Annotated in this window: 17 protein-coding genes and 1 pseudogene; all 18 read left to right on the top strand. The window is 37.7% G+C overall.

What is annotated here, in order from left to right; genetic code table 11:
- Positions 1-17: 17 nt before the first annotated feature.
- The 18 genes and pseudogenes from sucD to JFT95_RS16655 all read left to right on the top strand — a co-directional run bounded on the left by sucD (position 18) and on the right by JFT95_RS16655 (position 23,024).
- Positions 18-920, top strand: coding sequence for a succinate--CoA ligase subunit alpha (gene sucD, locus JFT95_RS16740; RefSeq protein ID WP_201052855.1), 903 nt, complete (start codon positions 18-20; stop codon positions 918-920).
- 88 nt (positions 921-1,008) lie between these two features.
- A pseudogene (gene dprA, locus JFT95_RS16735) lies at positions 1,009-1,877 on the top strand (DNA-processing protein DprA).
- 144 nt (positions 1,878-2,021) lie between these two features.
- Positions 2,022-4,100, top strand: coding sequence for a type I DNA topoisomerase (topA, locus tag JFT95_RS16730; protein WP_201052853.1), 2,079 nt, complete (start codon positions 2,022-2,024; stop codon positions 4,098-4,100).
- A gap of 48 nt (positions 4,101-4,148) precedes the next feature.
- Positions 4,149-5,453: an FADH(2)-oxidizing methylenetetrahydrofolate--tRNA-(uracil(54)-C(5))-methyltransferase TrmFO gene (gene trmFO, locus JFT95_RS16725; protein ID WP_002014534.1), complete on the top strand. Its 1,305-nt coding sequence runs from the start codon at positions 4,149-4,151 to the stop codon at positions 5,451-5,453.
- A gap of 71 nt (positions 5,454-5,524) precedes the next feature.
- Complete coding sequence (gene xerC / locus JFT95_RS16720; RefSeq protein ID WP_201053671.1) at positions 5,525-6,424, top strand: tyrosine recombinase XerC; 900 nt, start codon at positions 5,525-5,527, stop codon at positions 6,422-6,424.
- 42 nt (positions 6,425-6,466) lie between these two features.
- Positions 6,467-7,009: an ATP-dependent protease proteolytic subunit HslV gene (hslV, locus tag JFT95_RS16715; protein ID WP_002014538.1), complete on the top strand. Its 543-nt coding sequence runs from the start codon at positions 6,467-6,469 to the stop codon at positions 7,007-7,009.
- Positions 7,010-7,031: 22 nt separating this feature from the next.
- Complete coding sequence (gene hslU, locus JFT95_RS16710) at positions 7,032-8,423, top strand: ATP-dependent protease ATPase subunit HslU (protein ID WP_201052852.1); 1,392 nt, start codon at positions 7,032-7,034, stop codon at positions 8,421-8,423.
- Positions 8,424-8,500: 77 nt separating this feature from the next.
- Positions 8,501-9,280 carry a GTP-sensing pleiotropic transcriptional regulator CodY gene (codY, locus tag JFT95_RS16705; RefSeq protein WP_002014541.1) on the top strand — a complete coding sequence of 260 codons (780 nt, stop codon included), beginning with the start codon at positions 8,501-8,503 and terminating at the stop codon, positions 9,278-9,280.
- A gap of 354 nt (positions 9,281-9,634) precedes the next feature.
- Entirely contained in the window at positions 9,635-10,336 is a 702-nt protein-coding gene (rpsB, locus tag JFT95_RS16700) for a 30S ribosomal protein S2 (RefSeq protein ID WP_002088178.1), read from the top strand.
- A 103-nt stretch (positions 10,337-10,439) separates the two neighbouring features.
- A complete protein-coding gene (gene tsf / locus JFT95_RS16695) occupies positions 10,440-11,327 on the top strand; it encodes a translation elongation factor Ts (protein ID WP_002088177.1) in 888 nt (295 codons plus the stop codon).
- Between the two features lie 66 nt (positions 11,328-11,393).
- Positions 11,394-12,116: a UMP kinase gene (gene pyrH, locus JFT95_RS16690; RefSeq protein ID WP_002014544.1), complete on the top strand. Its 723-nt coding sequence runs from the start codon at positions 11,394-11,396 to the stop codon at positions 12,114-12,116.
- 3 nt (positions 12,117-12,119) lie between these two features.
- On the top strand, positions 12,120-12,677 hold the full coding sequence (gene frr, locus JFT95_RS16685; RefSeq protein ID WP_000531506.1) for a ribosome recycling factor: 558 nt from the start codon (positions 12,120-12,122) through the stop codon (positions 12,675-12,677).
- Positions 12,678-12,762: 85 nt separating this feature from the next.
- Positions 12,763-13,539 carry an undecaprenyl pyrophosphate synthase gene (locus tag JFT95_RS16680; RefSeq protein WP_002014545.1) on the top strand — a complete coding sequence of 259 codons (777 nt, stop codon included), beginning with the start codon at positions 12,763-12,765 and terminating at the stop codon, positions 13,537-13,539.
- A 17-nt stretch (positions 13,540-13,556) separates the two neighbouring features.
- Complete coding sequence (gene cdsA, locus JFT95_RS16675; RefSeq protein WP_002088171.1) at positions 13,557-14,348, top strand: phosphatidate cytidylyltransferase; 792 nt, start codon at positions 13,557-13,559, stop codon at positions 14,346-14,348.
- Between the two features lie 23 nt (positions 14,349-14,371).
- Positions 14,372-15,514, top strand: a complete 1,143-nt coding sequence (gene dxr, locus JFT95_RS16670) for a 1-deoxy-D-xylulose-5-phosphate reductoisomerase (RefSeq protein WP_002014547.1) — start codon at positions 14,372-14,374, stop codon at positions 15,512-15,514.
- Positions 15,515-15,531: 17 nt separating this feature from the next.
- Positions 15,532-16,788, top strand: a complete 1,257-nt coding sequence (gene rseP / locus JFT95_RS16665) for an RIP metalloprotease RseP (RefSeq protein ID WP_002088169.1) — start codon at positions 15,532-15,534, stop codon at positions 16,786-16,788.
- 109 nt (positions 16,789-16,897) lie between these two features.
- A complete protein-coding gene (locus JFT95_RS16660; RefSeq protein ID WP_201052850.1) occupies positions 16,898-18,598 on the top strand; it encodes a proline--tRNA ligase in 1,701 nt (566 codons plus the stop codon).
- 124 nt (positions 18,599-18,722) lie between these two features.
- On the top strand, positions 18,723-23,024 hold the full coding sequence (locus JFT95_RS16655; protein ID WP_201052848.1) for a PolC-type DNA polymerase III: 4,302 nt from the start codon (positions 18,723-18,725) through the stop codon (positions 23,022-23,024).
- Positions 23,025-23,043 lie beyond the last annotated feature (19 nt).

Here is a 23,043-nt window from a genome sequence, read left to right as displayed (position 1 = left end):
GAAAGCGGGGGAGAAAAATGAGCGTATTAGTTAATAAAGATACAAAAGTTATTGTTCAAGGTATTACAGGTTCTCAAGGGTTATTCCATACAAAGCAAATGATTGAATACGGTACGAAAATTGTAGGTGGTGTAACACCAGGTAAAGGTGGCACTGATATTGAAGGCGTACCAGTATTTGATACAGTAGAAGATGCTGTGAAAGCAACAGGCGCAAACGCTTCAGTTGTATACGTTCCACCCGCTTTTGCGGCTGATGCAATTATGGAAGCTGTTGATGCAAAGGTTGATTTAGTAGTATGTATTACTGAAGGAATCCCTGTATTAGATATGGTAAATGTAAAGAGATATATGGCGGGTAAACATACACGTTTACTTGGACCAAACTGCCCTGGTGTCATTACACCTGACGAATGTAAAATTGGTATTATGCCAGGATATATTCACAAAAAAGGTCATGTTGGTATCGTATCTCGCTCTGGTACATTAACGTATGAAGCTGTACATCAGTTAACGCAAGAAGGTATTGGTCAATCTACTGCTGTAGGTATCGGGGGAGACCCTGTTAACGGTACGGACTTTATTGATGCGTTAAAAGCATTTAATGAAGATGAAGAAACGCATGCTGTAATTATGATTGGTGAAATCGGCGGTATGGCAGAAGAAGAAGCAGCAGAATGGGTACAAGCTAATATGACAAAACCAGTTGTAGGCTTCATTGGTGGTCAAACAGCGCCTGAAGGCAAACGTATGGGTCATGCTGGGGCGATCATTTCTGGCGGCAAAGGAACTGCTGCTGAAAAGATTAAAACAATGGAAGCTTGTGGTATTAAAGTAGCGGAAACACCAGCTGTTATGGGTGAAACATTAATCTCTGTTTTAAAAGAAAAGGGATTATTTGAGACTTGTAAAAACTACTAATCTTTTTGAAAGACACCTTCTTATTAGAGGGTGTCTTTTTACACATTTTTTGTTTACATAATAAAAATTATGGGTAAGGAGAATTGAGATGAAAAGAGAACGTTTATTGCACCTTCATTACATGTTGGCGGATCATTGGAAGGCAATGGAGAGACTACTATATGTTGATCCAGAACTGAAGGGAATATACACTTTTAGTCCGAAACAATTTGAATATTACGCTGGAATATCCTCGAAAAAATCTTTAGAACTAGTAAATTTTCTTCAAATTTCAAATCTCCAACAATATGTATCCCAGTTAGAAAAAAGAGAATATTTTATATAACAATATGGGATAAGGACTATCCACAATTACTGCGAGAAATACAAGATCCCCCTTTTGTTTTATACGGAAAAGGAGAAAGAGATTTTCTAAATAAAGTAAATAAATTAGCGATTGTTGGAACGAGAGAACCGTCTTTATATGGAAAGGAGAGTATGAAGTTTATTTTACAACCTTTACTTGAAAAAGAATGGCTTATTGTTAGTGGGTTTGCAAGAGGGATAGATACAATTGCTCATGAAGTTACAGTAAGGCAGCATTGCCCGACCATTGCAATATTAGGACATGGATTATCTTATATGTATCCAAAGGAGAATAGAGGTTTATATGACACGTGGAAAGATTATATATTATTATTGACAGAGTATCCGCCCCATTATGTGCCGAAAAAATGGTATTTCCCAAAAAGAAATCGAATTATTAGCGGTATAAGTAAAGGTGTTTTAGTTGTAGAAGCAAAAACGAGAAGTGGATCCCTTATTACTGCAGACCTTGCGCTAGAACAAAATAGAGAGGTGTTTGCGCTTCCTGGACCTATATTTATAGAGAGTGCAGCGGGAACGAATCATCTAATTCAACAAGGCGCAAAGCTAGTAAGAAATGCGGAGGATATCCTTGGAGAAATTTTAAATTAACCATATATTTTTATGTTTTTATTAAACAATTATTGACAAATGGTAGATTGTCGCTGTATGGTATATTCATTCTTGATTGACAAAAACAAGAGAAATCAATAAGATTGATGAAGACTTGAATCCACCTCTTAAGGAGGCACTAGCATGTCAGATTACCTCGTAATCGTGGAGTCGCCTTCTAAGGCGAAGACCATTGAAAAATATTTAGGGAAAAAATACAAAGTCGTCGCGTCCATGGGACATGTCCGCGATTTACCTAAAAGCCAAATGGGGATAGAAGTAAAGAATAACTTCACCCCGAAGTATATTACCATTCGTGGTAAGGGTCCCGTTTTAAAAGATTTAAAATCAGCGGCAAAAAAAGCAAAGAAAGTCTATCTCGCGGCCGATCCGGATCGTGAAGGAGAAGCAATTGCTTGGCATTTAGCAAATACGTTAAATGTGGACGTTGAATCAGATTGCCGAGTTGTATTTAATGAGATTACAAAAGATGCAATAAAAGAATCATTTAAATATCCTCGTGCAATTAATATGGATTTAGTAGATGCACAACAGGCAAGGCGTATACTCGATCGTCTTGTTGGTTACAATATTAGTCCTTTATTATGGAAGAAAGTAAAAAAAGGATTAAGTGCAGGACGCGTACAATCTGTAGCAGTTCGTTTAATCATCGAACGTGAAAAAGAAATTCAAAGTTTTGAACCTGAAGAATTCTGGACAATTAAAACAGAATTTGTGAAAGGGAAAGACACATTTGAAGCAAGCTTTTACGGTGTAGATGGTGAAAAAGTTCAATTAACGAACGAAGCACAAGTGAACGAAATAATCGAAAAGATGAAAGACAATGCGTTTTCGGTTGAAAATGTAACGCGAAAAGAGCGAAAGCGTAACCCTGCATTACCGTTTACAACATCTTCCTTGCAACAAGAAGCAGCGCGTAAGTTAAATATGCGAGCAAAGAAAACAATGATGCTTGCACAGCAACTGTATGAAGGGATAGATCTTGGAAAACAAGGGACTGTAGGTCTTATTACGTATATGAGAACTGATTCAACACGTATCTCAGAAACAGCTCAAACAGAGGCTCGTGATTACATTACTGAGGCGTTTGGTGCGGAATACATAGGAACAGAGAAGAGGAAAGAAACGAAAAAGTCGAAAGCACAAGATGCGCATGAGGCGATTCGTCCTACTTCGGTAATGAGAAAGCCAGAGGAACTAAAAAGTTTCTTAAGTCGTGATCAACTCCGTTTGTATAAACTGATTTGGGAGCGATTTGTTGCAAGTCAAATGGCATCTGCTATAATGGATACTGTTACAGGGAAACTCATTAATAACAATGTTCAGTTCCGTGCAAGTGGATCAGTTGTAAAGTTCCCAGGATTTATGAAAGTGTACGTAGAGTCGAAAGATGATGGTGCGGAAGAAAAGGATAAGATGTTGCCACCGTTAGAAGTAGGTGAAACTGTATTTTCAAAAGATATAGAACCAAAGCAACATTACACACAGCCTCCGCCGCGTTACACAGAGGCTCGTCTAGTAAGAACACTTGAAGAGCTTGGAATTGGGAGACCGTCTACTTATGTACCGACACTTGAAACAATCCAAAAACGAGGATACGTTGCTTTAGATAATAAACGCTTCGTTCCGACTGAGCTTGGTGGAATAGTAATCGAACTTATTTTAGAGTTTTTCCCAGAAATTATTAACATTGAATTTACTGCCAATATGGAGCAAAGCCTTGATGAAGTAGAAGAAGGAAATGCAAATTGGGTGAAAATTGTTGATGATTTCTACGTAGGATTTGAACCGCGCTTAGAAAAAGCGGAAAAAGAAATGCGTGAAGTGGAAATTAAAGATGAACCAGCTGGGGAAGACTGTGAATTATGTAGTCACCCGATGGTCTTTAAAATGGGTAAATATGGGAAGTTTATGGCTTGTTCAAATTTCCCGGAATGTCGTAATACAAAACCGATTGTAAAAGAAATCGGTGTTACTTGTCCGAAGTGTGATAAAGGGCAAATTATTGAACGCCGTAGTAATAAAAAGAAACGCCTTTTCTACGGATGCGGTACGTATCCAGAATGTGACTTTGTATCTTGGGATAAGCCGATTGGTCGTAAATGTCCGAAGTGTGAAGGTATGCTCGTAGAGAAAAAGTTAAAAAAAGGCGTGCAAGTACAATGTATTTCGTGTGATTATGAAGAAGAACAACAAATGTGAGCGTAACTGCTCACATTTTTTTCGGGAAGAAAAGGAAAGGTGATATATATGACAACACAAGTAGTAAACGTCATTGGCGCAGGTCTTGCAGGAAGCGAAGCAGCTTACCAAATTGCAAAGCGTGGTGTCCAAGTAAAATTATATGAAATGAGACCAGTAAGGCAAACACCAGCTCATCATACAGATAAATTTGCTGAATTAGTATGTAGTAACTCACTTCGCGCAAACACATTGACAAATGCTGTTGGTGTTATTAAAGAAGAAATGCGTCTAATGGATTCTGTCATTATTCGTGCAGCTGATGAGTGCTCTGTACCAGCAGGAGGTGCTTTAGCTGTAGACCGTCATGAATTCGCGGCGAAAGTGACTGAATATGTGAAAAATCATCCGAACGTAACTGTAATGAATGAGGAAATCACTGAAATTCCAGAGGGACCAACTGTTATCGCGACAGGTCCACTTACGTCTCCGGATCTTTCTGCACAATTAAAAAAACTAACAGGTGAAGATTATTTTTATTTCTATGATGCTGCAGCGCCAATCGTTGAGAAAGACAGCATTGACATGAATAAAGTATATTTAAAATCCCGTTATGATAAAGGTGAAGCGGCATATTTAAACTGTCCAATGACAGAAGAAGAGTTTGATCGTTTTTATGAGGCTTTAATTGCTGCTGAGACAGTGCCTTTAAAAGAATTTGAAAAAGAAATTTTCTTTGAAGGTTGTATGCCAGTAGAAGTTATGGCAAGTAGAGGAAGACAGACGTTAGTATTTGGACCGATGAAGCCTGTTGGGTTAGAAGATCCGAAAACAGGGAAAACACCGTATGCGGTTGTTCAATTACGTCAAGATGATGCAGCAGGAACATTATATAATATTGTAGGCTTCCAAACACATTTAAAGTGGGGGCCACAAAAAGAAGTGTTACAGCTAATTCCAGGACTAGAAAACGCAGAGATTGTACGTTATGGTGTAATGCATCGTAATACGTTTATTAATTCGCCTAATTTACTTCGTCCAACATATCAATATAAACAACGTGATGATTTATTCTTCGCTGGTCAAATGACTGGTGTAGAGGGTTATGTTGAATCAGCAGCATCAGGATTATTAGCGGGTATTAACGCTGCTCGACTTGTAAAAGGTGAAGAGCCAGTTGTATTACCACCTGTAACTGCAATGGGAAGTATGGCAAATTATATTACTGCGACAAATGCGAAAAACTTCCAGCCAATGAATGCAAACTTCGGTTTATTTACACCGTTAGAGAAGAAAATTAAAAAGAAACAAGAGCGAAATGAAGCATATGCTACACGCGCTTTGGAAACAATTCAAAATTTTGTAAATATTTAATTAAATTTCTTGCAAAGGCTACTAAGTTGTGATAAGATTTAGTAGCCTTTATTGAGGTGAATTATATGGATGTGAATGTGAAGAAATTGTTACAATTATTCGTTGGATATTTACAAATTGAAAGAAATTATTCAAAATATACAATTGCAAGTTATCAAAATGATTTAGAACATTTTGTGCAATTTATGGAGCGAGAAGGCATATCCTCTTTTTTAGATGTTACATACGCGGATGTTCGTTTATACTTGACGACGTTGCACGATCAGAAGTTAGCCCGTAAATCTGTCGCAAGGAAAGTATCAAGCTTACGAAGTTTATATCGTTTTTTGATGCGTGAAGGTTATCAAAAAGATAATCCGTTTGCACTTGCGTCACTTCCCAAGAAAGAATTGTCAATCCCAAAGTTTTTATATGCTGAAGAGTTAGAGGGATTGTTTGAAGTTTCTGATACAGGGGCACCATTAGGTCAAAGGAATCAAGCTTTATTAGAGTTGATGTATGCAACTGGGATTCGTGTAAGCGAATGCGTTAATTTGCAACTTACCGACATTGACTTTGCAGTGGGAACAATTTTAGTGATGGGAAAAGGGAAAAAACAAAGATATATTCCGTTCGGAAGCTATGCACAAGATGCTTTAATTACTTATATAGAGAACGGGAGAAAACAGTTAGCTCAAAAGACTGAAGAACAATCTCATATGGTATTTTTAAATGCGAAAGGTAAGCCGTTAACAGATCAGGGTGTACGTTATGTTTTGAACGAACTCATTAAGAAAGCTTCACTTACAATGCGGATAAGTCCCCATATGTTAAGGCATACATTTGCTACACATATGTTGGATGAAGGAGCGGATTTACGTACTGTGCAGGAGCTATTAGGTCATGAGAATTTGTCAACCACACAAATTTATACGCATGTCTCTAAAGAAAGATTGCGTTCTGTGTACATGAAGCATCACCCGCGGGCATAAATTGCTTTTAAGGCTATAAAAACATATAAAGGAGTTTTTTCTATGGGAAATTTCCACGCTACAACGATATTTGCAGTTCATCATAATGGAGAATGTGCAATGGCTGGAGATGGTCAGGTAACGATGGGAAATGCTGTTGTAATGAAACATACAGCTCGCAAAGTTCGCAAACTTTTCCAAGGGAAAGTTTTAGCTGGTTTTGCAGGATCAGTTGCTGATGCATTTACTCTTTTTGAAATGTTTGAAGGGAAATTAGAAGAGTATAATGGCAACTTGCAGCGCGCTGCAGTTGAGATGGCGAAACAATGGCGTGGTGATAAAATGCTACGTCAGCTAGAAGCAATGCTCATTGTCATGGATAAAACAACGATGCTCCTTGTTTCAGGTACAGGAGAAGTGATTGAACCAGATGATGGTATTTTAGCAATTGGTTCAGGCGGACATTATGCACTTGCTGCTGGTCGTGCTTTAAAGCAACATGCAAGTGAACATTTAACAGCGAAACAAATTGCGAAGGCCAGTTTAGAAATTGCAGGCGATATTTGTGTTTATACGAACCACAACATAATTGTTGAAGAATTGTAGAATCGTAAGGGAGGCATTTTATATGCATTTACATTTTACTCCGCGTCAAATTGTGGAAAAATTAGATCAATACATCATCGGTCAAAAAGATGCAAAGAAAGCGGTTGCTGTAGCTCTACGAAATCGATACCGTCGCAGTAAATTAGTTGAAAATTTACGTGATGAAATTGCACCTAAAAACATTTTAATGATTGGACCGACAGGTGTTGGTAAAACAGAGGTAGCACGGCGAATGGCGAAACTCGTTGGAGCACCTTTTATTAAGGTTGAAGCGACGAAATTTACAGAAGTTGGATATGTGGGTCGAGATGTAGAGTCGATGGTCCGTGACCTTGTTGAAACGTCTGTTCGCATTGTGAAAGAGGAAATGGTAGTTAAAGTTCAAGATAAAGCAGAAGAGCAAGCGAATCAACGTCTTGTTGAAATTTTAGTGCCGAGTCCGGAGAAGCAATCTGGATTTAAAAATCCATTAGAAATGCTTTTTGGTGGTAATCAAAATTCAAACCAAACATCTGATGCACAGGAAGATGATGAAATCGAAAAGAAACGTCAAGATGTGGAAAGAAAGCTTGCGGCAGGCCTTCTTGAAGATGAAGTGATATCAATCGAAGTGACGGAACAACAGTCTTCTATGTTTGATATGTTGCAAGGAACTGGCATGGAACAAATGGGAATGAATTTCCAAGATGCACTAGGAAGTATCATGCCGAAAAAAACGAAAAAACGTAAACTTTCTGTAAAAGAAGCAAGAAAACTCTTGACAAATGAAGAGGCACAGCGCTTAATTGATATGGATGAAGTTACACAAGAGGCTGTTTGTCGTGCTGAACAGCTCGGGATTATTTTTATCGATGAAATTGACAAAATTGCTGGTAAGCAGTCGAATAGCGTAGATGTATCGCGTGAAGGTGTGCAACGTGACATTTTACCGATTGTAGAAGGATCGAATGTAGCAACGAAATACGGATCAGTAAAAACCGATTATATTTTATTTGTTGCAGCTGGAGCGTTCCATATGTCTAAACCGTCGGATTTAATTCCGGAATTGCAAGGGAGATTTCCGATTCGAGTAGAATTAACAAAATTATCGGCGGATGATTTTGTTAAAATATTAATCGAGCCTGACAATGCGCTAATTAAACAGTACACGGCGTTATTAGCGACTGAAGGTATAGAAATTGAATTTTCAGACGAAGCTATTCGTAAGATTGCTGAGATTGCTTATCAAGTTAATCAGGATACAGATAATATTGGAGCGAGAAGACTTCATACTGTTATGGAGAAGCTCCTTGAAGATTTATCGTTTGAGGCATCTGAAATTACGTTAGAGAAAATAACGATAACACCTCAATATGTTGAGGAAAAATTAGCGACAATAGCTAAAAATAAAGATGTGAGCCAGTTTATTTTGTAATAGTGTCATCAGGTGACTCGCCCTAGTTTCCAAGTGATGAAAAAATATGTAAGTAACATGTAGGAGGAAATTTTGAAATGGAATTATTAGCAAAAACGAGAAAATTAAATGCGTTATTACAGAGCGCAGCAGGAAAACCTGTAAACTTTAGAGAGATGTCTGACACAATGTGTGAAGTAATTGAAGCGAACGTGTTCGTTGTAAGTCGTCGCGGTAAATTATTAGGATATGCGATTCACCAACAAATCGAAAACGAACGTATGAAGCACATGCTTGCAGAGCGTCAATTCCCAGAAGAGTATACGCAAAGTTTATTCAATGTTACAGAAACATCTTCAAATTTAGGTGTGGATAGTGACTACACAGCATTCCCAGTAGAAAATAGAGAATTATTCGGTCAAGGTTTAACTACAATCGTACCAATCGTTGGTGGCGGTGAGCGTCTAGGTACACTAGTATTAGCTCGTCTTGGTCAAGAGTTCTTAGACGATGATTTAATTCTTGCTGAATACAGCTCAACTGTTGTAGGTATGGAAATCTTACGTGAAAAAGCAGAAGAAATCGAAGAGGAAGCACGTAGTAAAGCTGTTGTTCAAATGGCGATTAGCTCATTATCTTACAGTGAGTTAGAAGCAATCGAGCATATCTTCGAAGAATTAAATGGAACAGAAGGTTTACTTGTTGCAAGTAAAATTGCTGATCGCGTAGGAATTACTCGTTCGGTAATCGTAAATGCACTACGTAAATTAGAAAGTGCTGGTGTTATTGAGTCTCGCTCTTTAGGTATGAAAGGAACATACATTAAAGTGCTAAACGACAAGTTTCTACAGGAACTTGCTAAATTAAAAACAAACTAATTTATAAAAAAACTCTCCTCGCTTGAGGAGAGTTTTTTGTTTTTTTAAGTGAATGATTTTGCTTACGTAAGGCGTCATGACAACATTCATTAGAAAACTATTAATTAACCTTCAATTCCTTGCTTAAAGGAATTGAAGGTTGGTAATACTAGGATTTGAGCGTGAAAAAAAGAAAGTTTTACATTGTTCGCATTTTCGACTTGATTGTAATATTTCAGTATGATATAGTAAGCAGTGGTGTCAGTACAAAGTACACACGTTTACTGATTTAAGTGTTGGTGCTACGTTCGTAGTTTCGCTTAGAGATGAAGTAAACGGAGGATATCAAAAAAACCATTTAGGAGGAACTAAATTATGTCAGTAATTTCTATGAAACAATTGCTTGAAGCTGGTGTTCATTTCGGACATCAAACTCGTCGTTGGAACCCAAAAATGAAGCGTTACATCTTCACAGAGCGTAACGGTATCTACATCATCGACTTACAAAAAACTGTGAAAAAAGTTGAGGAAGCTTACAGAACGATGCGTGACATCGCTGCTGAAGGTGGAGACATTTTATTCGTAGGTACTAAAAAACAAGCACAAGAAGCTATTAAAGAAGAAGCAACTCGTGCTGGTATGTACTTCGTTAACCAACGTTGGTTAGGTGGAACTTTAACAAACTTCCAAACAATCCAAAAGCGTATCAAGCGTCTTAAAGATATCGAAAGAATGCAAGAAGATGGTACTTTCGAAGTACTTCCTAAGAAAGAAGTTGTTCAACTTAAAAAAGAGTTAGAGCGTCTTGAGAAATTCTTAGGCGGTATTAAAGATATGAAAGGTCTTCCAAGTGCATTATTCATAGTAGACCCTCGTAAAGAGCGTATTGCAGTTGCTGAAGCACGCAAATTACACATTCCAATCATCGGTATCGTTGATACAAACTGTGATCCGGACGAAATCGATCACGTTATTCCAGCAAACGATGATGCAATTCGTGCTGTAAAACTTCTTACATCTAAAATGGCAGACGCGATCCTTGAAACAAAACAAGGTGAAGAAACTGTTACTGCGTAACAAATTTGGAAAGGTGATAAGGGGTTCGGCCTTTTATCACCTTTTTTAAGGTATAAACACCTTTATAAAAGGTATAAATACATATTTTAGGAGGATGAAAAATATGGCAATCACTGCACAAATGGTAAAAGAACTTCGCGAAAAAACTGGCGCAGGTATGATGGACTGCAAAAAAGCTTTAACAGAAACTAACGGCGACATGGAGAAAGCAATTGACTTCTTACGTGAAAAAGGTATTGCGAAAGCTGCTAAAAAAGCAGACCGCATCGCTGCTGAAGGTTTAACTTTCATCGAAACAAACGGTAACGAAGGTTTAATCTTAGAATTAAACTCTGAGACTGATTTCGTTGCGAAAAACGAAGGTTTCCAAGCGTTAATTAAAGAATTAGCTGCTCACTTATTAGCTAACAAACCTGCTAACGTTGAAGAAGCTATGGCTCAAACAATCGAAGGCGGCAAAACAGTAGAAGAGCACATCAACGAAGCAATCGCTAAAATTGGTGAAAAACTTACACTTCGTCGTTTCGAAATCGTATCAAAAACTGATGCTGATGCATTCGGCGCTTACCTACACATGGGTGGACGTATTGGTGTATTAACAGTTCTTGAAGGTTCTACTGACGAAGCAGCTGCTAAAGATGTAGCAATGCACATCGCAGCAGTTAACCCTAAATACATCGACCGCGATGCTGTAACAGCTGAAGAAGTTGAGCATGAGCGTCAAGTATTAACACAACAAGCTTTAAACGAAGGCAAGCCTGAAAAAATCGTTGCGAAAATGGTAGAAGGCCGTCTTGGCAAATTCTTTGAAGAGATTTGCTTACTTGACCAAACATTCGTTAAGAATCCTGACATGAAAGTTCGTCAATTCGTTGAGTCTAAAGGCGGAACATTAAAAGGATTCGTTCGCTACGCTGTTGGTGAAGGTATCGAAAAACGCGAAGACAACTTTGCTGAAGAAGTAATGAACCAAGTAAAAGGTAACAACTAATACAGATTAGGGAACACATTGTGTTCCCTTTTTTAAAATAAAGATGTAAGCAATTGGAGGTTCATTATGAGTAAACCGAAATATAATCGTGTCGTTTTAAAGCTGAGCGGAGAAGCTTTAGCTGGCGAGCAAGGATTTGGAATTAACCCAGCTGTTATTAAGTCAGTTGCGGAACAAGTGAAAGAAATTGCAGAACTTGATGTAGAGGTTGCTGTTGTTGTTGGTGGCGGTAACATTTGGCGTGGGAAAATTGGAAGTGAAATGGGCATGGATCGTGCAGGAGCAGATTACATGGGCATGTTAGCAACAGTTATGAATTCATTAGCTCTTCAAGATAGCTTAGAGAATATTGGAATTCAAACTCGCGTACAAACTTCAATTGAGATGCGTCAAGTGGCAGAGCCTTACATTCGTCGTAAAGCAATTCGTCACTTAGAGAAAAAACGTGTTGTTATCTTTGCTGCAGGTACAGGTAACCCATACTTCTCTACAGATACAACAGCAGCATTACGTGCAGCTGAAATCGAAGCGGACGTTATTTTAATGGCGAAAAATAATGTGGATGGCGTATATAGTGCAGATCCATCTATTGACCCAACAGCTACGAAATACGAAACACTTACTTACTTAGATGTATTAAAAGCAGGTTTAGGTGTAATGGATTCTACAGCTTCTTCTTTATGTATGGATAATGATATTTCATTAATTGTATTCTCGGTTATGGAAAAAGGTAACATTAAACGTGCCGTTTTAGGTGAAAATATTGGAACAGTTGTAAGGGGGAAATAAATTATGGGACAACAAGTATTGAAGTCTTCAAATGAAAAAATGGAAAAAGCAGTTGCTGCTTATTCTCGTGAATTAGCAACAGTTCGCGCTGGTCGTGCAAGCTCGTCTGTATTAGATAAGGTACAAGTTGATTACTATGGTGCACCAACACCAGTTGTGCAATTAGCGAACATTACAGTTCCAGAAGCACGTTTGCTTGTAATTCAACCTTATGATAAAACTTCTATCGGTGATATTGAAAAAGCAATTTTAAAAGCAGATTTAGGCTTAAACCCTTCTAATGATGGAACTGTAATTCGTATTGCATTCCCTGCATTAACAGAAGAGCGTCGTCGCGATCTTGTAAAAGTTGTGAAGAAATATGCTGAGGAAGCAAAAGTTGCTGTTCGTAACGTACGTCGTGACAGTAATGATGACCTTAAGAAGCTTGAAAAAGCTGGCGACATTACAGAAGATGATTTAAGAGGATATACTGAAGATATCCAAAAAGAAACAGATAAATATATTGCAAAAGTTGACGAAATCGCAAAAAACAAAGAAAAAGAAATTATGGAAGTGTAATAGCGATAATTTCGCAAATATGACCCTCTTCTTAAGGGGGTCTTTTTACACTTTTAGGCATACGTCTGCTTGTTGGAGGGTATGAATGATGTTTAAAAAGTTTCCTTTTTTTAAAAGTAAAAAGGTCACATCGTTTGATCATCTCATTGAAAAAGTGAAAAAAGGATATATCCCAGAACATATTGCTATTATTATGGATGGTAATGGAAGATGGGCAAAGAGAAGAGCCATGCCTCGCATTGCTGGTCATCATGAAGGTATGCAAGTTGTGAAGAAAATCACAAAATTTGCAAGTAAGCTTGATGTGAAAGTATTAACTCTTTATGCTTTTTCGACTGAGAACTGGAAAAGACCGAAAAAAGAAGTTGATTATTTGATGAAGCTTCCAGAAGAATTTTTAGGTGCATTTTTACCAGAGTTGATTGAAGAAAACGTACAAGTCCGAGTAATAGGGCAAAAAGATCGTCTTCCTACGCATACGCGCAGAGCGATGGAAAAAGCCATGGAAGATACGAAAGAGAATACGGGATTAATTCTTAATTTCGCGTTAAACTATGGAAGTCGAGATGAAATCGTTTCTGCTGTGCAACATATGATGAAAGATAGTGAGGAAGGAAAAATTCGTTCGGAAGAAATAAGTGAAGAAAAGATTTCTTCTTACTTAATGACGAGTTCTTTACCTGATCCAGAGTTGTTAATCCGTACAAGCGGAGAGCTACGTATTAGTAATTTCATGTTATGGCAAATTGCTTATTCGGAATTTTGGTTTACAGATGTGTATTGGCCAGATTTTACCGAGGAACATTTGCTAAATGCGATTACAGACTTTCAACATAGAGGGCGCAGATTCGGAGGCGTGTAGAAAGAGAGGGTTTGGTAGTGAAACAGAGAATTATTACTGGAGTGATTGCTGCCGCGCTATTCATTCCCATCGTAATTTACGGTGGCGTGCCTTTTACAGTTTTAGTGTATGCACTTGCTTCTATAGGTTTATATGAATTAATTCGTATGAACAAGCTTACGCTTATTTCGGTACCAACAGTTTTAGCTGCAGTATTATTGTGGATTATTTTAATTCCGAGTAGTGCATCAGAACTGTTTACGTGGATTGGGTTAGGTAAATTAGAAATCACATTTGTGATTGTTTTATTACTTTTATCATATACAGTCCTTTCTAAGAATACATTTACTTTTGACAATGCTTCATTTTTACTTATGGCAACGACATATGTTGGAATGGGATTCTTATATTTAAATGAAACGAGAATATTAGGAATCAAATATGTGTTCTGTGCACTATTTGTCATATGGGCAACTGATTCAGGTGCATATTTCATAGGGAAAGCATTTGGAAAAAGAAAATTATGGCCAGAAATTAGTCCGAATAAAACGATTGAAGGTTCATTAGGCGGTATTGTTTGTGGAATTGTTGTTGCACTTGTTTACAATATGTTCTTCCCAGTTGAAGCGAATGTAGGAGTTTTAATCGTTCTGACGATTATCATTTCTATTTTTGGACAAATTGGTGATTTAGTGCAATCTGCATTTAAACGCCATTATGGTGTAAAGGATTCAGGTACAATTTTACCTGGACATGGTGGTATTTTAGATCGAACAGATAGTTGGTTATTTGTGTTACCAATTCTATACTTCTTATTACAATACAATTAATAAATGAACGAGGGGTTGGAGTCATGAAAAACATTAGTTTACTAGGTGCAAGCGGATCAATCGGTACACAAACATTAGATGTGTTACGCTCGCACCCAGACCAATTCCGTCTCGTTGCTTTTTCTGTAGGGAAAAATGTTGATTATGCAGTAAAGGTAATTCAAGAATTTTCCCCGCAAATTGTCTCTGTGCAAAGAGAGGAAGATGTTTTAAAATTACAAGCTGTTTCTGGTAATACAAAAGTAGTATATGGTAGCGAAGGCTTATTAGAAGTAGCGCTGCACCCAGATACAGAAATTGTAGTGAATGCTGTTGTAGGTAGCGTAGGGTTGTTACCGACACTCCGCGCAATTGAGGCGAAAAAAACAATTGGAATTGCAAATAAAGAAACGTTAGTAACTGCAGGGCATCTTGTAATGGAAGCAGCACGAAAACATAATGTATCGTTACTTCCAGTAGACAGTGAACATTCAGCTATTTTTCAATGCTTGAATGGTGAAAATGAAAAAAGAATCTCTCGCTTAATTATAACTGCTTCAGGCGGAAGTTTTCGTGATAAAACGAGAGATGAATTGCATCAAGTGACCGTAGAAGATGCACTTCGTCATCCAAACTGGTCAATGGGTTCGAAAATTACAATTGATTCTGCTACAATGATGAATAAGGGGCTAGAAGTAATTGAAGCACACTGGCTTTTTGGTATCCCTTATGAGCAAATCGATGTTGTTCTACATAAAGAAAGTATTATTCATTCTATGGTTGAATTTGAAGATCGTAGTGTAATGGCACAGCTTGGCTCACCTGATATGCGAGTACCGATTCAATACGCGCTTACATATCCTGATAGATTGCCTCTTTCAGACACGAAACAGTTAAATTTATGGGAAATGGGAACATTGCATTTTGAGAAAATGAATCAAGAGCGTTTCCGTTGTCTACGTTTTGCGTATGAAGCTGGAAAGACAGGTGGAAGTATGCCGGCTGTAATGAACGCGGCAAATGAAGTAGCTGTTGAAGCTTTTTTACAAAAGAGAATTGGTTTCTTAACAGTGGAAGACCTCATTGAAAAAGCAATGCACCATCACACTGTCATTGCACGTCCGAGCTTAGAGGAAATTCAGGAAATTGACGCAGCCACAAGACGGTTTGTGATGGAACAAATTTAGCAAAGGTGGTTATGGAATTGAATACAGCGATTGCCTTTATATTAATTTTCGGTGCACTCGTATTTTTCCATGAGCTAGGGCATCTATATTTCGCAAAAAGAGCAGGTATTTTGTGCCGCGAGTTTGCGATTGGTTTTGGTCCGAAAATATTCTCATTTGAAAAGAATGAAACGGTGTATACGATTCGATTACTGCCCCTTGGTGGCTATGTAAGAATGGCTGGCGAGGATGCGGACACAGTTGAGTTAAAACCTGGAAAAAAGGTTGGACTTGTATTAAATGAAAAAGACGAAGTTGTGAAATTAGTTTTTGACGGACATGAAAAATATCCAAATGTTCGTGTCATTGAAGTCGAACAAGCTGATTTAGAGCATAATCTTACAATTTTGGGTTATGAAGAGTACGAGGAAGAGCTGCAAACATTCCGAGTAAATGAAAAAGCTCGTATCATTTCTGCGGGAGAAGAAATTCAAATCGCTCCGTACAATAGACAATTTGGCTCTAAAAAATTGGGCCAACGTGCTCTAACAATTTTTGCAGGTCCTGCAATGAACTTTATTCTAGCATTTGTTATTTTTGTGATTCTTGGATTTGTACAAGGAGTTCCTGTTGACAAACCAATGGTCGGAAAAGTAATGGAGAATAGTGCTGCAGAACAAGCTGGATTAAAAGAAAACGATACAATTCAAGCAATCAATGGGAAAAACACTAGTACATGGAAAGATGTTGTAACGATTGTACGTGAAAACCCAAATAAAGAAATTACGTTACATGTAAAGCGTGATAGTGAGCAATTTAATGTGAAAGTAACACCAACGCTTGATAAAGAAGGAAAAGACGAAGTTGGTAGAATTGGTGTTTATTCTCCTGTAGAGAAAACAGTGATGGGTTCTATTAAATCAGGGTTTGAACAAACATACGAATGGACGAAACTAATTTTTGATTCTCTTGTGAAATTAGTAACGGGTCAATTTTCTATTAATGAGTTGTCAGGTCCAGTAGGAATTTATAATCTAACAGATCAAGTTGTAGATTATGGATTTACGCGTGTACTAAGTTTAGCGGCAGTTTTAAGTATTAACCTTGGTTTATTTAATTTATTACCAGTCCCAGCTTTAGACGGTGGACGTTTGTTCTTCTTCTTAATTGAAGCATTACGAGGAAAACCAATTGATCGTCAAAAAGAAGGAATGGTTCACTTTATTGGGTTTGCATTATTAATGTTGCTTATGTTAGTTGTAACATGGAATGACATCCGTAAGTTTTTCTTGTAAAATAAGAAGAAGTTTATAATGAAATAGAGCTCATAGAATAAAATCCCTCACCTAACTCGAGGTGAGGGATTTTATTGCGTGTAAGAGTAAAATGAAGAGGTGCGAATAAATGAAACAAAGTATGGTATTCAGTCCTACATTACGTGAAGTTCCAGCAGATGCTGAAATTAAGAGTCATCAATTATTACTTCGCGCAGGGTTTATGCGTCAAAATGCTTCTGGTATTTATAGTTTTCTACCATTTGGTTTAAAAGTGTTACACAAAGTAGAACGTATTGTTCGTGAAGAAATGGAGCGCGCAGGGGCAGTAGAACTATTAATGCCAGCTATGCAGGCTTCTGAATTATGGCAAGAATCAGGTCGTTGGTATTCTTACGGATCAGAATTAATGCGTATGAAAGATCGTAATGCTCGCGAGTTTGCGCTAGGGGCAACTCATGAGGAAGTAATTACAGATCTTGTACGTGATGAAATTAAATCATACAAAAAACTACCATTAACATTATATCAAATTCAAACAAAATTCCGTGATGAGCAAAGACCACGTTTCGGTTTATTACGCGGAAGAGAATTTTTAATGAAAGATGCGTATTCTTTCCATGCAACACAAGAAAGTTTGGATGAAGTATATAGCGGTTTATACAAAGCGTATTCTAATATCTTTGCTCGTTGTGGTTTGAATTTCCGTGCAGTTATCGCTGATTCTGGAGCAATGGGTGGAAAAGATACACACGAATTTATGGTGTTATCTGATGTAGGTGAAGATACAATTGCGTATTCTGATACATCTGATTATGCGGCAAATATTGAAATGGCTCCTGTTGTTGCTACGTATACGAAGAGCGATGAAGCCGAAAAAGCACTTGAAAAAGTAGCAACTCCAGATCAAAAAGCTATTGAAGAAGTATCTGCATTCTTAAATATCGCAGCGGAAAAATGCATTAAATCTATGGTGTTTAAAGTAGATGCGAAATTAGTAGTAGTACTTGTTCGTGGCGATCATGAAGTCAATGATGTAAAAGTGAAGAATGTATACGGAGCTTCAGTCGTTGAGCTTGCTTCACATGAAGAAATAAAAGAGTTATTAAACTGTGAAGTGGGTTCTTTAGGACCGATTGGTGTTACAGGGGATATCGAAATTATCGCTGACCATGCTGTAGCATCAATTGTCAACGGATGTTCAGGAGCGAACGAAGAAGGGTTCCATTATGTAAATGTAAATCCAGAACGTGACTTTAAAGTAAGTCAATATACAGATTTACGCTTCATCCAAGAAGGAGACCAATCTCCAGATGGAAATGGAACAATTCTTTTCGCACGTGGAATTGAAGTTGGTCATGTATTCAAATTAGGAACTCGTTATAGTGAAGCAATGAACGCAACGTTCCTAGATGAAAACGGAAAAACAAAACCACTTATTATGGGTTGTTACGGTATCGGTGTATCTCGTACAGTGGCAGCAATCGCAGAGCAGTTTAATGATGAGAACGGTTTAGTTTGGCCAAAAGCTGTTGCACCGTTCCATGTGCATGTAATTCCAGTAAATATGAAATCTGATGCACAACGTGAAATGGGTGAAAATATCTATAACTCATTACAAGAGCAAGGATACGAAATATTACTAGATGATCGTGCAGAACGTGCAGGTGTTAAATTTGCAGATGCAGATTTATTCGGCCTTCCAGTTCGTGTTACAGTTGGTAAAAAAGCAGATGAAGGTATTGTAGAAGTGAAAGTACGTGCTACAGGCGAGTCTGAAGAAGTGAAAGTAGAAGAACTTCAAACATATATTGCTAATATTTTAAAATAAGAAGAGGTACCTCGTAATGAGGTACCTTCTCTTTCTTTGTAAACGTATTTTGTAAAAGAAGAAGGAAGAAATCTTTCTTTGTAGTACGTTTCAATTTATAATAGCAAATGGAAGGAGAGTGCTTATGTCATTAACAAATGAACAACAAGAGCGATTTCAAATTTTGCTCCAACAGTTGCAAATACCAGAAGACCTTATAAATCAATATTTACATGGCGGTGGTATTGAAAAGCTAGTTATTGATAAAGCGAATAAAAGTTGGCATTTTGACTTACAAGTGCCACGTATTTTGCCGACAGAATTATATGAGTTGCTAGAAACAAAGCTTAAGCAATCATTTTCTCATATTGCAAGAACAACATTTGCATTAGAAGCAGAGAATAAACAATTTACAGAAGAAGAAGTAAAGGCATATTGGCCGCTTTGTACAGAACGAATTACATTTTCACCTATGTTCGCGTACTTAAAGAAGCAACTTCCGCAGGTCAATGGCGTGAAGTTGCTATTAAATGTAAATAATGAGCTGGAATCTACTACTTTAAAGAAAAACGTTGCGAAACCAGTAGGTGATCAATACGAAGCTTTTGGATTCCCGCGTTTTCAGTTAGACACACATATAAAGCAAAATGCAGAAGAAATGCAAAAGTTTCGTGAGCAGACACAGGAAGAAGATCGTCAACGAGTTATACAGGCTATGGAAGAGATGGCTAAAAGGCAAGCTGAAGAAAGTGATGTTGTTCATGAAGGACCAGTTGTGCTTGGTTATCTTATTAAGCCAGATGAAGAGATTACGCCGCTGCGTGAAATTCAAGATGAAGAAAGAAGAAAAACCGTTCAAGGGTATGTTTTCCATGTAGAGACGAAAGAACTTCGTAGTGGACGTACATTATTAACTTTAAAGATAACTGACTATACGGACTCTATTATGATTAAGATGTTCTCACGTGATAAAGAAGATATCCCGATGTTACAATCCTTGAAAAAAGGAACTTGGGTAAAAGCGCGTGGTTCAGTTCAAAATGATACATTCGTGCGTGATTTAGTTATGATCGCAAATGATATAAATGAAATAACGGGACCTTCTCGTAAAGATAAAGCAAAAGAAGGAGAAAAAAGAGTAGAACTTCATCTTCATACTCCAATGAGTCAAATGGATGCTGTTACTTCTGTTTCTAAGCTCGTTGCCCAAGCCGGAAAATGGGGGCATGAGGCTATTGCAGTTACAGACCATGCTGTTGCACAGTCGTTCCCAGAAGCATATTCTGCTGGTAAAAAGGCTGGAGTTAAAGTTCTATATGGTGTAGAAGCAAATTTAGTTAATGATGGTGTGCCGATAGCATATAACGAAGCACATCGTCTACTTGCAGAAGAAACATATGTTGTCTTTGACGTTGAGACAACAGGGTTATCTGCTGTATATGATACAGTCATTGAGTTAGCTGCTGTAAAGGTAAAAAGTGGAGAAATTATTGATCGCTTTGAATCTTTCGCAAACCCTCATCAACCATTATCGGCGACGATTATTGAATTAACAGGTATTACAGATGATATGTTAACTGATGCACCAGAAGTGGACGAAGTGTTTAAAAAGTTTGAGGAATGGATGGGTGACCATACACTTGTTGCTCATAACGCAAGCTTCGATATGGGCTTTATTAACGTAGGTTTTAAAAAGGCTGGGATAGAAAAAACGAAAAATCCAGTTATTGATACGTTAGAACTTGCACGGTTCTTATTCCCAGAAATGAAAAATCATCGATTAAATACGATGTGTAAAAAGCTTGATATTGAATTAACGCAACATCACCGTGCGATTTATGATACAGAAGCAACGGGATATTTACTTGTGAAGATGTTAAAAGATGTGATTGAAAAGGGATTTGAATATCACGATCAACTAAACGATAGTATGGGACAAGGGGATGCGTATAAACGTGGGCGTCCAAGTCATATGACGTTACTTGCCACATCAGATGTTGGGTTGAAAAACTTATATAAACTTGTTTCATATTCTCACTTGAATTACTTTTATCGTGTACCACGTGTACCACGATCACTATTAAAAAAATATCGCGAAGGCATTTTAGTAGGAACAGCTTGTGACAAAGGTGAAGTATTTGAAGCTATGATGCAAAAAGCGCCTGAAGAAGTAGAAGAAATTGCACAGTTTTACGATTACATTGAGGTTATGCCTCCAGAAGTGTTACGTCATTTAGTGGAACGTGAACTCGTTCGAGATGAAGGACAGTTAAAAACAATAATTTCTAACTTAGTAAAACTAGGTGAGACGTTAGATAAACCAGTTGTTGCTACTGGGAATGTGCATTATTTAGATCCTGAGGACGCGATATATCGGAAAATTTTAGTCAGTTCGCAGGGAGGAGCTAATCCGTTAAATCGCCATTCATTACCGCCTGTACATTTCCGTACAACAAATGAAATGCTAGATTGTTTTTCATTCTTAGGTGAAGACAAAGCAAAAGAAATTGTTGTGACAAATACACACAAGATCGCATCATTAATTGGTGATGTTCGTCCAGTAAAAGATGATTTATACACACCGAAAATTGAAGGTGCTGATGATGAAACACGTGATATGAGCTATATAATGGCAAGAAGTATCTATGGAGATGAACTACCGGAAATTGTAGAAGCTCGTTTGGAAAAAGAATTGAAAAGTATTATTGGACATGGATTCGCCGTTATTTATTTAATTTCACATAAGCTTGTGAAAAAATCGTTAGTGGACGGTTATCTAGTAGGTTCGCGTGGATCGGTAGGTTCATCATTTGTTGCAACGATGATGGAAATTACAGAAGTAAACCCATTACCACCGCACTATGTATGTCCAAAGTGTAAACAATCAGAGTTCTTTAATGACGGTTCTGTAGGTTCTGGTTTTGATTTACCAGATAAAGAATGCCCAACATGTAATGTTCCATATGTGAAAGATGGGCATGACATTCCTTTCGAAACGTTCCTTGGATTTAAAGGGGATAAGGTACCGGATATCGATTTGAATTTCTCCGGAGAATACCAACCACGCGCCCATAACTATACGAAATTACTGTTCGGTGAAGATTATGTATACCGCGCAGGAACAATTGGTACGGTTGCGGAAAAAACCGCTTATGGGTATGTGAAAGGTTATGCTAATGATCATAACTTAACAATTCGAAATGCAGAGATTGATCGCTTAGTTGCAGGATGTACAGGTGTAAAGCGTACGACCGGACAGCATCCAGGTGGTATTATCGTTGTACCAGATTACATGGATATCTTTGACTTTTCACCAATTCAGTTTCCGGCTGATTCAATAGGTGCTGAGTGGAGAACAACGCACTTTGATTTCCACTCAATTCATGATAATTTATTGAAACTTGATATATTAGGACACGATGATCCGACTGTTATTCGTATGCTTCAAGATTTAAGTGGTATTGACCCGAAAACAATCCCAACGGATGATCCAGAAGTAATGAAAATTTTCTCTGGTCCAGAATCTTTAGGGGTAACGGAAGAACAAATTAACTGTAAAACAGGTACACTTGGTATACCAGAGTTTGGTACGAAATTCGTAAGACAAATGTTAGAAGAAACGAAACCAACGACGTTTTCAGAGCTTGTCCAAATTTCTGGACTGTCCCATGGTACAGATGTATGGTTAGGTAATGCGAATGAATTAATTTATAACGGTACGTGTACACTGAGTGAAGTTATCGGTTGTCGTGATGACATCATGGTATATTTAATTTATCAAGGCTTGGATCCATCATTAGCCTTCAAAATCATGGAGTCGGTGCGTAAAGGTAAAGGTGTACCTGAAGAATGGGAAGAGGAAATGAGAAATAACAATGTACCAGGTTGGTATATTGATTCATGTAAGAAGATTAAGTACATGTTCCCTAAAGCCCATGCGGCTGCTTACGTACTTATGGCTGTACGTATTGCATACTTTAAAGTACATTTCGCACTTTTATTCTATGCGGCATATTTTACAGTTCGTGCAGATGACTTTGATGTAGAGGCGATGGCGAAAGGTTCAGCATCCATACGTGTAAAAATTGATGAGATTGCACAAAAAGGATTGGATGCAGCACCGAAAGAGAAGAGTTTATTAACGGTATTAGAAATGACACTTGAAATGTGTGAGCGTGGTTATTCATTCCAAAAGGTTGATTTATACCGCTCGCATGCAACCGAATTTATAATTGATGGGGATACTTTAATTCCTCCATTTAATGCAGTTCCCGGTCTTGGTACAAACGCAGCTTTCAGTATTGTTGAAGCTCGTAAAAATGGTGATTTCTTATCAAAAGAAGACTTACAGCAGCGCAGTAAGGTTTCTAAAACGATTATTGAGTATTTAGATGGTCAAGGTTGTCTAGGAGATTTACCGGATCAAAACCAATTGTCACTGTTCTAATAGGTAGGAAAAATCTTTG

The organism is Bacillus sp. TH17 (assembly GCF_016651125.1).
Taxonomy (GTDB): domain Bacteria; phylum Bacillota; class Bacilli; order Bacillales; family Bacillaceae_G; genus Bacillus_A; species Bacillus_A mycoides.
The sequence above is the reverse complement of the archived record's forward strand: the minus strand, read 5'-3'. Positions and strand labels throughout refer to the sequence as shown.

Bases quoted from the DNA above. Each gene is read 5' to 3' on its own strand.
- sucD (WP_201052855.1), top strand. From the start codon at position 18: ATGAGCGTATTAGTTAATAAAGATACAAAAGTTATTGTTCAAGGTATT.
- topA (WP_201052853.1), top strand. From the start codon at position 2,022: ATGTCAGATTACCTCGTAATCGTGGAGTCGCCTTCTAAGGCGAAGACC.
- trmFO (WP_002014534.1), top strand. From the start codon at position 4,149: ATGACAACACAAGTAGTAAACGTCATTGGCGCAGGTCTTGCAGGAAGC.
- hslV (WP_002014538.1), top strand. From the start codon at position 6,467: ATGGGAAATTTCCACGCTACAACGATATTTGCAGTTCATCATAATGGA.
- hslU (WP_201052852.1), top strand. From the start codon at position 7,032: ATGCATTTACATTTTACTCCGCGTCAAATTGTGGAAAAATTAGATCAA.
- codY (WP_002014541.1), top strand. From the start codon at position 8,501: ATGGAATTATTAGCAAAAACGAGAAAATTAAATGCGTTATTACAGAGC.
- rpsB (WP_002088178.1), top strand. From the start codon at position 9,635: ATGTCAGTAATTTCTATGAAACAATTGCTTGAAGCTGGTGTTCATTTC.
- tsf (WP_002088177.1), top strand. From the start codon at position 10,440: ATGGCAATCACTGCACAAATGGTAAAAGAACTTCGCGAAAAAACTGGC.
- pyrH (WP_002014544.1), top strand. From the start codon at position 11,394: ATGAGTAAACCGAAATATAATCGTGTCGTTTTAAAGCTGAGCGGAGAA.
- frr (WP_000531506.1), top strand. From the start codon at position 12,120: ATGGGACAACAAGTATTGAAGTCTTCAAATGAAAAAATGGAAAAAGCA.
- JFT95_RS16680 (WP_002014545.1), top strand. From the start codon at position 12,763: ATGATGTTTAAAAAGTTTCCTTTTTTTAAAAGTAAAAAGGTCACATCG.
- dxr (WP_002014547.1), top strand. From the start codon at position 14,372: ATGAAAAACATTAGTTTACTAGGTGCAAGCGGATCAATCGGTACACAA.
- JFT95_RS16660 (WP_201052850.1), top strand. From the start codon at position 16,898: ATGAAACAAAGTATGGTATTCAGTCCTACATTACGTGAAGTTCCAGCA.
- JFT95_RS16655 (WP_201052848.1), top strand. From the start codon at position 18,723: ATGTCATTAACAAATGAACAACAAGAGCGATTTCAAATTTTGCTCCAA.